7 protein-coding genes are annotated in these 13,531 nt (G+C 41.7%); all 7 read right to left on the reverse strand.

The genetic code is table 11. From position 1 onward, the window contains the following. Positions 1-144: 144 nt before the first annotated feature. On the reverse strand, positions 145-3,843 hold the full coding sequence (locus ASD24_RS29905) for a type IV secretory system conjugative DNA transfer family protein (RefSeq protein WP_156395403.1): 3,699 nt from the start codon (positions 3,841-3,843) through the stop codon (positions 145-147). A 122-nt stretch (positions 3,844-3,965) separates the two neighbouring features. Continuing rightward, positions 3,966-4,370 (reverse strand): hypothetical protein, encoded by a 405-nt coding sequence (locus tag ASD24_RS09610; RefSeq protein WP_056694890.1) that lies wholly within the window; start codon positions 4,368-4,370, stop codon positions 3,966-3,968. A 149-nt stretch (positions 4,371-4,519) separates the two neighbouring features. Further along, a complete protein-coding gene (locus ASD24_RS09615; RefSeq protein WP_056694892.1) occupies positions 4,520-6,772 on the reverse strand; it encodes a hypothetical protein in 2,253 nt (750 codons plus the stop codon). A gap of 421 nt (positions 6,773-7,193) precedes the next feature. After that, entirely contained in the window at positions 7,194-9,074 is a 1,881-nt protein-coding gene (locus ASD24_RS09620; protein WP_056694895.1) for an AAA family ATPase, read from the reverse strand. A gap of 179 nt (positions 9,075-9,253) precedes the next feature. Then, the gene (locus tag ASD24_RS09625) at positions 9,254-9,877 is read right to left on the reverse strand and encodes a hypothetical protein (RefSeq protein WP_056694897.1); all 624 of its coding nucleotides are present in this window, start codon (positions 9,875-9,877) and stop codon (positions 9,254-9,256) included. A 149-nt stretch (positions 9,878-10,026) separates the two neighbouring features. Beyond that, positions 10,027-12,237, reverse strand: coding sequence for a relaxase MobL (mobL, locus tag ASD24_RS09630; protein ID WP_056694898.1), 2,211 nt, complete (start codon positions 12,235-12,237; stop codon positions 10,027-10,029). 73 nt (positions 12,238-12,310) lie between these two features. Further along, positions 12,311-13,354, reverse strand: a complete 1,044-nt coding sequence (locus ASD24_RS09635) for a hypothetical protein (RefSeq protein ID WP_056694901.1) — start codon at positions 13,352-13,354, stop codon at positions 12,311-12,313. Positions 13,355-13,531 lie beyond the last annotated feature (177 nt).

Here is a 13,531-nt window from a genome sequence, read left to right on the forward strand (position 1 = left end):
TACGCTCAGCGTTTTATATACGCACTTATGGGTCAATTATACCATAGAAAAAAGGAGCTTTCGCTCCTTTAGGGCTTGCATTTGTTAAACAATCAGCAGTCTGATGGAACAAAAAAGCATCTTCCGTTTGTTTGTTCATTTACCTTATTGCATACGCCGTTGATATGCTCGATTCGCTTCTTGATCGAAGCGTCCTTGTGCAAGATCTCTCCAGGAATCAAGACTAGATAGATACTTAATGAATGCATCTGTCACCTCATAGAAGGTCTCATTTCCAGTATTCTCATCACCGAATACACGAGACTCCTCATTGCGCTCTGCATCATTTAATGCATCAATATCCGCTTTATCCGCTCCATTAGAGCTGCGTACATATAAAATGCCATCGTCGCTCTCTAAGTCTCCATTATCGGTTGTACGGAAACCCCAGGCATCTTCGAAATACACTTTCGACTCCGCATAGGCTATAGCGAGTACCTTATCGAGCTGTCGATTTACTTGGCCACCGATCGAAATTAAATCCTCACGGCTGATTTGCCCACCCGCATACCGCTTATGTTGATGATCACTTTGCACGTTCTGCGCTTTTGCAGCTTCCTCCATGATCTCCGTGTTATCGATGACCATATCTAATATCGTACCGAACTCGTCCATTTCAGGTATCTGATCCCTATCCGCGCTGGAAGCGTCACTGGCTGCAGGTCGATGTGAAATGTTATAAAGTCTACTGTTAATAGCATGCATGATATCGTCAGCTACAACGTTCTGGTCTAGACGGATTAGATCTGTTTCACTAAGGTCATATGCATCCAAATATGCTTGCTTCATCCTGTCAGCCATTTTCGCCTGTCTTAAACGTTGTTCTAACATATCGAAAAAGTCTGGTTGATTCTTTCGAACATCAAAATCTTTCGCCGATGAATTCGTCGGTATCGTCTGCAGGCTGAACTTCTTACCAGGGAGACTAATCTGATTTTGGAACAATCGGAACGACATCGGATAAGCCGATTCATTACGGTTCCATATTGGGCTCGTTCCAGCTTTGATGATGATGGAATTACGTGCCTCAATAAACATAAAATCGTTAAATTGTAGTACAGGTCTTTCTTTCGTCTGCATCGTGAAGCTAATCTTACCCTCATTTTGATACAAAATACGATCGTTATCCCGCGTAATCGTTTTTTGATCAACTCGGGATTCATGCGTCGTACCACTCATTTTCACAAGGGTATCAATCATGGAATCGTCCGTAGATTTTAGGAAAACGATGTTTTCTGTATTACCTTGAATGATTTTATCTACCGATTCGCCGTACACATCTCGTAGCTGCTGTAACGTCTGCAGAATCAATGTGAACTGCTGATCCTGACCCAGACCGATGGAGAGCATCGTTTGCAAAGCAGGGATACCATTCCCCTCCGATTGTAAGTTACCGACCTCATCGAGCATATAGCGTGTCTTATACAGCGGCTTTTGATTATCTTTCGTCATATATGAACCTTCGAAATTCACATCCACCATCTGTTTGATCAAAATGAGTATCAATTTAGCATAGCTCATCAAGTGAGGCGGCGTGATAAAGAATATAGCTTTTGGGCGCTCCGAATACTTAACGGTCTTCTGGCTAAACGCTTGGATCTCAACGAGTTGCTCTCCTAACTCTGGATTTAATAAATCATGATAACGACGCTTAACCAACGTATCTTTGTATTCATACTTCTCTAGCTTCCGATTGAATCGCATTTCACGAAGTGCGCCATCTTTAATAATTTTCGTATTCAGCACCGGGTCTTTAACATACCGACGACCAGATAGATCCGTTTTGTACGTAAGCTCAACCTCAAAATAGAACGTACGGACAAGTAGCTGTGTAGCTGGATTCCGGATTTCAAGTTTCACATAACTTTTCCGATTCGGAAATTTACCATCAAAGAAATAACGAGCCCAACCCTGACGATCTATAATTTGCGTGTGACCAAACAGCTTTTGATCTAACTGCTTTTCGAAATTAGGATCTTCATAAGCTGACCACACAGACTGCAAACCAATTAAACGATATTTCTCCAAATACTCTGAAGCAAACCTTACGCCTATACGCCGCGGGAAAGACAAACCCTTTGCATCAAAGTTCTGAGAGGGTTTTCCACTCGTCAACGTTGAAATCGTAGGATCTGTGAAAAATGACATCGCTGTAAGTGCAATTCCGTAAACAGATGCGATCGTTTTATCAGATCCAGCCATCGCACGTAGTGCATTATCCGCGTTCTGAACCAGTTTTCTCATCTCATTTGTTGGGAGCTTGGCAGTAGCATCAAAGAAGAGCGTTAACAGATCCTTTTCCTTTGCTCCATCGTCTTCATCAATACGAATCATCTCTAGATTCGTTGATTTTTTCGCAGAGAGATTGACAAAGAGTTGATATGAATTATAGAGAGAAACAGCACCCCACAAGTCGTCTAATGTTTGCATCAGTTTCTTTTCAAGCCATCCCTCTACCTCAGCCTGCTTACGTATCCTCTGTTCTTCTTCTAGGTAGAAATCAATTAAACCAAATGATGAACGCTTAAATGCATTGTTTGCCGCGTTTGGCCACATCGGATCATCCGCGCCTTCCTTAGGAAAGAAGATATCACCAATATTCTCAATGTAGGATGCCGCTTTTGTAAAATCACCTTCACGAGCACTTTCAGCCGCAAAACCCAAAGGATTATATATATCTGTGTTTAGTGGATTAATCAAATTGAACTGAGTAATTTCATAGCCACGTATCGTAGCAGGCACATAAAATTTAACAAGCAGTTCACCTTTGGGATCATTAACAACAATATTATTCTTTCGTTTTTCCCTGGTCCACATATCGATAGTCGGTTCGATTACCGTCTGACCTTTACCCGCTCTCGTTATCGCCAGGACCATGGTGTTCACCGGTGCCGTGTCTACGAGATAGGCTCCTGCAGGTCGCTGTACTTCATGCTCCAAAAACGTCCAGTCATTATTAATCAGTTCCGAGACGGTATCATATGGCAGCTTATCTCTATCCCTACGTTGTCCGGATTCGTCGAATTCATTGTATTCAATCTTCCGCACATCTACCGGCGTTCGAATCTCCTTTTCCGATACAGGTATCCCGCTTGCAGTAAAGAGATCGCCCCCAAATTCCTCATCAACAATAGGCACTTTTTTAATTACCGGCTGACCATTCGCGTCGTATATGATCTCACCTTTGAGTGCAACAATTACCCCATTTTCCTTTATATCTTCCTTATACCGCTGAACCATATCAATGCTCTTTAAGCCTTTATTGCTTAACATCACATGGCTTAACATGCTGGATACTTGGACACTAGACTCCGCTCCGACATCCGGAAACCAGTCATACAATCTTCTCATTTCTTCCGGAAGCGCAATGTGTTGATCATTTTCATACGTATTGATATCTGTAGCATCATTCATACTATTTTTAGAGCGCCACAACGCCATCATACGGTCGTTTATAATCAACCAGGACATTAGAAATATCACGCCTGTCCAAGCTAGCAACTTCCAATTCGTAAATATCTCTTCTTGAATTTGATAATCTAAAAACGAAGTCCCTCCCGAGTCGCCAATAAAGCGATAGAACTGCCATCCTACAGCGACACATGCCCCCACAATATATCCTAGACCCGCAAAGAAAGAAGCGAATATGATGGCAAGGATACGTTCCTTAATAGGCTTATCGACCTCGCCACGCTTACCACGTATCATATTCTGCGTTTCATGGACTTCACGGTTTTTTACTCGGTCTGTATACTTTTGATTCTTAATCTGATTCCAATTCTTTGATCCATTCTTCTTCGCCACTGAACCACCCCTAATTCTTTAAAACAACCACTTCTCACGATTCAGAACCACACAAAGATCACTACGTAACCCACAATGATGCTGTAAACTGATCCTCCTTGGTTAGATGAGTGTTTAAATCATTAGTCTGTGAGGATCATCAGACCATATATAGGTTCTGGCTCGTTATTGTTTGGGATCTCAACTGGTTCTAAAAATGCAACACCCACACAATTTTGCATTTCACCGCCCACTGTTATGGCCGAAATACCATTAAACACAAATTTATTTGTTTGTAGTAGTGAGAACAATTTCTCTGTACTGTATTCAATCGTATCGATTTCTGCAGGAGCGTCACCAAAAGAACTGAGAAATAGCTTCACTTGTTGAATACCACGCAATCGTTCTTTAATATCAGCAATATCCTGCTCACTTCTATCTTCTCTTTTAGTTAACACACCAGAAGGTTCATCACATACATAGCAGTCTTCAGTATCGCAGTATTCACTACAGATTTTACAGATATATAATTCGATATATTTAGTCATTGAATGAACTCACTTTCTATACAAAATTTAATTTTCACCGCATACAGAAACGTTCCCCATACCGGTTCCGGACGGATCGGTATGGGGAACGGTGTATTGGCTGTCATTTCTATAGACTCGCCAGTATGATGAGATGAATTGTTGTTAATCTAAGCCGTTCCTTCGTTCAGATGCTCTATACCAAACGAGGGAACAGCAGCTCCATGACTCATACTCACTGGTTGCATTTGAGCTGCTGGAGCGCCAGGGGCTTGCTGATGTGCTGAATTTGCTCCAAACACGAATCCAAACAGAATCCCGATCGCAAGTGCAGCAGCACCAATAGCAACACACACCAGCGAAAATTGTTTGAATCCTTTTCCTGCTCTCTCATTTGCATATGACAGTTCTTGTCTTTGAGCTTCGATCTGGTCTTCATACATCTTCAACCGGTGCTTAACCTCTTTATCCTTCGTTTCTCCGATTTTCGTACTGCTCTCCGTTACGCTTTGGAGGCTGTTACGCAAGTTCTCAATCTCACTTTTTTCGCGTTGCATGTTCCGTTCATAATCAGATTTCAGTTCACGAAGCTGCTCTTGATGTTTGTCTTCAAGCTGCTCAATTGCAAAACGCGCTTGACTATCCGCTTCAAGAAGCAACAAATTTTTTGCTTCTAAAACTTTTTCAAATTCGCTACGGATCAGAGCCGCTTCATCATTTTGCTTCAGTCTCTCTGCCTCCGCTTTAGCCCGTAGCACTTCATCAGAGAAATGTTCTCGATAATACAACTCGATCTTTTGGCGGAACGTATCAAACATCTGCAATTCTTTTTCCATAATCGTTTGATACTCATCTTGCAGTTTTTGCATCAGTTCGGTTAATGCCTTATCGTACAGAGTCGCAGCAACTACCCGGCGATCGTGATACAATTCCCCGCGTGCAACATCCCGAGTTAATTTCACATCACTCTTCAGTGCATCCTTGACGCCTTCAATCTTCCGATTACGCTCATCACGATAGCGGGTATCATAAACGGTCATTGCTTCACGTTTTGCATTCTCCCCGTAGGTTTCACGTTCCTCATTATAGTTCTGATTGATTAGCTTAATTTCGTTCGCCGACGCCCGATCCATATCGGTCATTGATGCATCAAAAGCAACGTCAATTTCAGCAAAACGTGCACCATAAATGGTCGATTGATTCGTATGATCAAGCACTTCGACTAAACTTGAATGGAGTTCACGAAGTTTTGAAACATACACATTTCGTAACGAGCCGATCTCGATCTCATGAAACTTCTCAATCTCTGCATTCGCATCTTTTCTAAAATTGGAAACGACTCGTTCTAATTCACTTTCATCAGTAGGTTTGTCATCGAATCTCACCACGGATAACGAACCAAAATAATCATCGAATTTAGAAAGATCGATATGTAGATTTAGTTCGGAGTTGTTGAATGAATGTTCCAACGCTTTGGAGACAGCCTCTTTCGATTCCTCTGAAGTCAAACTCGACTGTTGGAGACTTGATTCCAAACTACTATCTCCTACATCTAGATCATCTTCCGGATCCTCATCCCTAAAATCTTGATCTTCTTCTTCATCCAGATCGTCACCATCTTTACCAAACTCACCATAAAAATCCGAACCTGAATAATCCGTTCTTTCGTTATCGCTGGTATCACTGTAGGTGGAATTATTCTCAGAGGAGAATACATCGTATTCACCATCAGAACCCGTTGGTTCAAAATACGGGTCGTTGTTATCACTTTCTGTATGTAAATCAGAATCTTGTTCCCTTTCCTCATTACCTTCGCGGTCGTCATCTTCTTCAGCCCAAGTGGGCTCGCTGTCTCCATTGTCTACTACTACATTACCTTCAAGGTGCAGCTCAATGGATGATGATTTTGCAATTTCCATCAATCGATCCAGATGAACGGTTGAGTCTAACAATCTGAGCCTAGACTCGTCTGTTAGATCAAAAGGAACAACGGCCCACTGCAGCGGCATATCTTGAATGAATTCAAATTCATCCAGTGAGATTAGCGTATCCATCGAAGGGATAATACCTATGATGCCATCAGCAAGGTCTTCTGCTAAGGTAATTGAATCAATCGATTCAGATTGTAATGCTTGAGCAAACGAACCAAAATCTTCACTTGTTGGATCAACAGCAGACGCGACAAGCATGTCGTTTGTGATTACTACAATCAGTAGGCCACTCTCTACTTCGCGTACAGCCGAGCCACCCATTTCTACGAGTTCATTCATAACATCGAGTGACGCAGATGCTACAGATTCAACGAGCTGCATCCGTTCGACCAATGTCTCCGTTTTTTTACTTCCTCCAAAGAATTTCCCTTTACTTTTACTGTTCTCTTCCATATCATTTGATTTATTTTTTTTACGAGTGAAAAATCCCATTTAACGAGCCCTCTCTTCCTTTGACCAACGGATACCGCTTGACTACGCGCAACAACGTCAATACATCCATTCGTTGTTCAATACCTCCATATTAGATATGCAACATTCTATAGCTGTAACAACTACACTTCTTTAACGGTATTTACATCCATATCTATATCCTTGTAATTCCAATCTTCGTAACTCATGTGACCTGATAGCATGCTATCAAATTCAAAACTCCCTACCAATTCCCCCTCAATAGATAAAAATACGCCGTAATGCCTAGAGTAATTCTATCACAAGAAATTTTTCGATACAATATGAATCTAACTGAACAGACAACGTTTTTGTATCATTTTTATTTTAATAATAGAAAAATATCATAAAATTTATTGGGTCATTTTACCCATATAGCTAATATGTTTAAGAATATTTTAATTTACTTACGTCTTAGCTGTTTAGGATCAATCGAACCAATCTCAATGTATGCAGATGATTTCAACTTCTCTTTGTTGCCATATGCCATTTCGCCTTTTACAATGATCCCCATGTGTTTAACGTCTCGATGTTTATTGATATATCGCGATAGCGGAGCAACGACATGTGTCTCCAGTAAGACGACTAGTCCACGAGCTCCCCCTGAGTTGGTATCTACATCAAAGAGGTCATGCACAATATAATCAACGACCTTAGATTCAATATGAAGATCTACACCATGCGTTTGATACACCAATGTTTGAAGATCCTCTAGCTTTTTGACCAGAATTTTTATATAGGTACTGACTGCTAATGGTTGAAACGGAATGATTGAATTCATCCGGTTGATAATCTCTGACGCAAAAGATGGACTTTGAATTAATGAACGTCGAATAACTTTCTGATATTTCTGTAATCCATCTGAGCCATCATCACTTTGAGCGTAGTGAGCAATATCTTCATAGACCTCATTACCAACGTTTGTGGTTAAAATGATATATGTATTGAGAAAACTCACCTCTCTACCTTGTGCATTCGAAAGACGGCCGTCATCTAGAACTTGAAGTAGTAATCGTGTAATGGCCGGATTAGCTTTCTCGATTTCATCTAAAAGAATGATCGCATGCGACCGGTTCCACACCCGATAGGTCAATTCTTCGCGAAAATATGTGAGCGAGGACTCAAGTGCATACTCTGACATATCAAAACGGATCATCGCACGTTCATCATTGAAGAGGAGCATACTGAGTGCCTTTGCCGTTTCCGTTTTACCAACACCTGTTGGCCCCGTAAACAAAAAGCTGGATATCGGCCTCGACTTGTCGTGTAAGTCAGCTACTGCAATTTGCAATCGATTCTCTAAGGTCTTCATTGCAAATGCTTGTGCAAAAACCCGCTCATTCAATTGTTTTTCAATGGATTGACCGTCAATCTTAAACGAAACCTGTATACCGGTACTGTCATATATGACATCTGCCAGTAGATTCCGATCCATCTTGTATTCTTCGGGGTAGGTTCTCATCCAGCCGATCATACTATCCAGCATTAAAATACTTTTACGCGGCTGAGAATCTGCAGGAACATACCGATTACTTAACTCATAGATCCATTCATATAATTGTTCATCATAAATCTGTTCCGACACTTCATGCGCTCTTGCAATTGACTTTAAAATCTCAATCGTTGTTTCTTTTTCAGGTTCTCGGATATTGATCCGTTGCAAACGCTGCATCAGGGCTTGGTCTTTTTCGATAAACTCGTGAAATTCAGCAAACGTTGTAGCCGCAATGATTTTGATACCACGACGCCCACTCTCCGCAAGCGCAGGCTTTATCGCCTGAGCAGATGCAGGGGATATCTGAACGAGAAGATGAAATTCATCCATAAAAAGGACAAGTTCTGACGTCTCGACCTTGACACCCGGGTTCATTGATTCAGCAATCGCTTTCTCCTCGTTTAAGTTGAGCTTGAATTTTTGAGCATCATCAAATAACCCTTTGATTCTAGAAGCCATTTGCGTAGCTCCGTCTTCCCCCTGTTCACTAGCCGCCATCTTGGCAAGATCCACTTCTACATACATACGACGGGTATCTCTTTTCAGCGTCCCTTGCACCAACATTGTTTTACCAGATCCCGCATCCCCCAGTAGAAAAGCGTTCGATAGTTCAGCTCGATTTAGTGAGGCAAGTAATCTTCGCATTTCATGTTCTCTACCCATAACGGGGCGGCTTGGTGGTTGCATAACTGTCGCGTACTTCGCAAGGTAGGGATATTTTTTTTCGTCAAACGTTTTTTCCTTTCTATTACTCAGATCTAATTCTGGTGATTCCAGTATCATAGCCATCGTTGTATCTCCTTTATCTTGATGTATCTTCTTCGGATTAATAGGTGCAAGATATGTAATCATCAACTCTCTCAAAAGAATAGCCACATAGCCAGACACTACAAAGTCTTAGCAATGTGGCCATATGAGTTTACATCGGGTGGAATTATCCGATCCCAACGCTTACCTGTCAGTCTCATCTAACCCTCAACCATAGTCGTACTTCTTCTGGTCAAAAATCGTGCCGGGTCAATATCCATTCCCTGTATCCCTGTCACTTCCGTTCTAATGTCCTCGGTAGCCTGTCCTGCAGTAGTGATTCCCTCCCCCTGAAGGATTATCGTCCCCCCTTCTCCAAGTACCTCTATCGGTTTATCATTACCGGGTAAGTGTTGCGAAATATCACGCGGGGTGTTTTCTTTATATTCCTTAAGCATGGCATCCGCACGTTGCTGTGAGGGGGATAACGTACTCGAGGAATCAGTAGACGACACAACGTTTTCGTCTTTCCTATCCATCTCATTAGATGTCTTCTTCTCGTTTTCAGAAACATCTTCACTTTCTAAAGGACCAGGTTCTTTGGATTCCGTTTTCTGATCTACATAGATCGTAAATAAATTCGAATCAGGATGATCTGAAAGTGTTCCAAACAACGCATTTAACGTACTGGACAATTCATTTACCTCAGCGATCCGGATATTTCGTTCGTTAAGCGCGGCTGATTCATGCGCTTGCTCCATTCCCTCGTCCAATCTAGCAAACTCTCTCGTAAAATATTGAGAAAGTCGTTGAACCGCCGTAAGCATTGCAAAATCTTTTGTCATTATGGCTCACCCTCTCTACCATTCAACTTAAATATGTTGTAGAAGTATATACAAAAACACTCACTACACAATACTTTCCAAAAATTATTATATCATAAACAAGAAATATTTATATCTTGTTTTTACCTATTTTTCAATCTATTTATCCTCTACTCCAATTCTTCTTCCAGTTGCTCTATCAACTCCCCATGTTCCAGGCTACGACGTACCTGGATTGAGACATCTACGGAGTGCTCCAACGAAATCGTATATAACTGCCTTTCATCGTCTGCATTGAGATCTGCGGGATGCACAGTCTGAATCAACCCTTCATTTATCGCCTTTTGTACAACTCGCTTCATATCGTCGATATCTCGCCTAGCAGCACTCAATTCAGATAGTTCTTGCCCTGTTCCTTTTACATATACTTCGGCCGCCTCTGCACGTTGTTTACGTGCCTCATATACACTCGCAAAGGACAAAGTGTTTTTCGTGTCTATCCGAGAATCGGCTTTATTATAATAATCGAGTCCCAGGTGATGCACATCCCAGGCTTTCACGGAATCAAAATGATTAGTACTTAAATTTTCAAGCTTTGTTTTAGGGCGAACGGGAAGAACAAACCGCGTTTTTACCGTACCTGCTTCGCGATTGTAATCGGTTATCGCCTGCCATTCTTTCAAAGATCCAATGCCTTGCTCAAAGCAATCCATCGTATAGGCTCTTAAATCACGCAAGTACTCATTTCTGAGCTGCTGGTTCACATGAGACGTCTCATTTTCCATATTTACGATCTGGTAATACCGCGATACTAATGCATCATACTTGGGGGTCATACGCTCGACTTTGTCGACATCTTTGTTGTGATGAAAGGACATGAATGTACGATATTTATCCGTAAGCCCCATATTGTATTGAAGCTCTTCCTCATAAAAAAGCCGCATAGCCTGAGCACTCTTATCGGTCTTACCTTCTTCTTCAGCGTTATCATACTCTGTTGCAAGCGCATAGTACGCACTTGTACTGTCTGTATGTGTTTCTTGACGTTGATGATAGCCACGTACCCGCAACGTGAAAGCTGCTGGATCAAAGGACTCTGATGACTTGGATGGTTTTATCGTTTTAGCCAATATCTCATCAGAACTAGACTGCACATCCGTCATCGGTGTTCGGGTTTTCAGTTCTGCAGCATCAATCTCCTTCAGCGTTTTATATAGTCCATTTACGGAACGTTCAATGATCCGCTCTCTTCCGACTTTGATCAGTTTCTGTTTCGCACGAGCATCCAGCTTATTTTTTTTACTGGATTCCTCTGCATAGTCATATACCGATTGCATGGCGCTTGTATAACCACTTTTATCCGGATCTTCGGCAAATGCCTTTTCCACGATTTGAGCAGCGAGCGCATTCGAGTGCTTCATTGATTTTCGATTGGTACCATACCTCCATTCCTTCTTATTCTTTGGTAAACCCGCCAGCAGGAGCTGGATAGCCGTATTCTCCTGCATCGTGGCATACGCATAATCCTTCACATACGCGACTACATTGCGCCGTTCCAATGAAGCTTGTGCATTGAATGACTTCAACTGCCGCATATCTTCTAGACCATAATGAATCCCTTTACGCAGCATCATTTTTTCACGTTCGTTAATTTTCCCGCGATCTGCTCCATCGCTTTTCATTCTACTTCTCGAGAATTGAGTATCTACCAGAGCGATATGCACATGAACATGACTCGTATCCAGTTGAATGGTTCCTACCCACTCCGGTTGAATAAATCGACCTACCTTTGTCATTCGTTCTACGCCTTTCATTACGGCGTGTCTTAACTTGAGTTGATCTACCTGTCCTTTATATGAGCCCCGCCCTCTATGCTTAAAATCAGGATCTACAACCCCTGTTTCTCTTAAATAATCCTCTGTAAAGCTTAAAACAATTTTTTGTACCGAATGTCCTGCATCAAAAGCATCTTGAATGTGAGCTGATGAGTCTTTTAATTCATCATGCGTCAAGCTCATCCCGCTACTTCCAAAAGCTCTACCTGATAACTTATCAATCTGTCGAAATTTATGTTTTATAACAAGTGGCGAACCATGAAGCTCAGGATCTTGAAAATCTTCATTTTGTTTAGTAATTAGTGCTTCTGTTGCTTGGTCACGAGCCATATACCTGGTAAACGCAGTACTGTTGTACGGTTCATACTGTTCTGGTAGATTCTTGGCCGACATTCTCACCGGCCCTACCACTTCCGTTGCATCTTCACGAGCCATATACCGCATCACATATTGTCCCGGGGATGATCCTCTAGAACCTTTGCCAGGTTCACTACGAGCATTGTTTGTGTACTCACTCTTGATGACGATGTCTTGCTTTAACCCCACAACCCCATCTCCTTTCTCACAAAAAAACGATAAGGTTAATCCCTATCGCCTTTTTTTATAAATAATCTACAAGTTATAAACTAGGTTCATCATCGGTATGGGAACGATCCTCACTTGAATCAGAAGTTCTACGATTTGACCCAATACCACTTTCGAATAACTTAGCATCTAAAGGAACGTCCGTTTCACTCGTTTGTACGAGTTGTATATTGTTCTGAACGCTCTCCGATAATTCCTCTTGTTGTTTTTCTAAATTCGCAAAACGGTTACGCTCTTTCAAATCACGAATGCGATCATCCTCGCTCAGACTGCCCAAACGTAAGGTACTTCGTACTTGATCCGTGATATCAATGTTTTGGTTTAATAAAGCAGATGCTGCTTTGAGCGACTGATCTACTTCTTCAATGACCCGATTCTCATGGTGTGTTGAAACAACATCGGTAATCGGCGTTTCTATCATAACTTCTTTCACTTGCTGCTGAGATACCACTAACGATTCAGCTTTGACACCTTGTGCTTCAAGTTCTATAGCATTCTTCGCTGCCAAACGTACAAGGTCAGCTAAATTGGTACGCTCTGATGGATCCTCCTTCTCATGTACAATGTTGATGGGATCTACCAATACGACAGGTACCGCTCTGTTCTCTCCTGCAGCATCCGCTACATCTAAATAGGAGAGCTGCATATCTCCTTCAGCATCGAACGTTTCCCCTGCCATTAGCTTTTCCATCAACTGTTCAAACCGTTCCTCCCGGTACAAACCAGCATCAATCAGTACTTTCATCGTTTCATCTTCAATGGGTTGTACATATGTAAGTGGCAATTCTTGCTTATCATGTTTGAAATTCAGCGCTGATATTTGATTATCAAAATCTCCCCATGCCATCTCCACATCTGCTTCAACATGAATCAATGGACGTTTAAAACCCGCTAGATTGCTTTCAAACAAAAACTTCACTCGATTCACTCGACTGTGCATTACGGCTGCCACAGGATACTTACTAACGGTCTTCGCATTTCCTTCGCCATCGAGGATGCTTTTATTGTATTTAACATCAAAGAGCCGGCTGATTTCTATACCTTCCAGGCTCGCTCGATTATACGTTAACACTTCCATTTTATCGTTCTTCCCTTCTTTTTCGGTAACTCACCGAAGGACTTGTACCCCGTTAATCTAGGCACATTATAGCACGCATTTTGAGACATTAACAACTTAAATCAAACAATAAATATCTATACAGTCAATGTTTTTGTGATATTTTTAAAATCAATTAGGATCTATTTACATAAAGAA

Origin of the sequence: Paenibacillus sp. Root52 (genome assembly GCF_001426865.1) — a bacterium.
Classification (GTDB): Bacteria; Bacillota; Bacilli; order Paenibacillales; family Paenibacillaceae; genus Paenibacillus.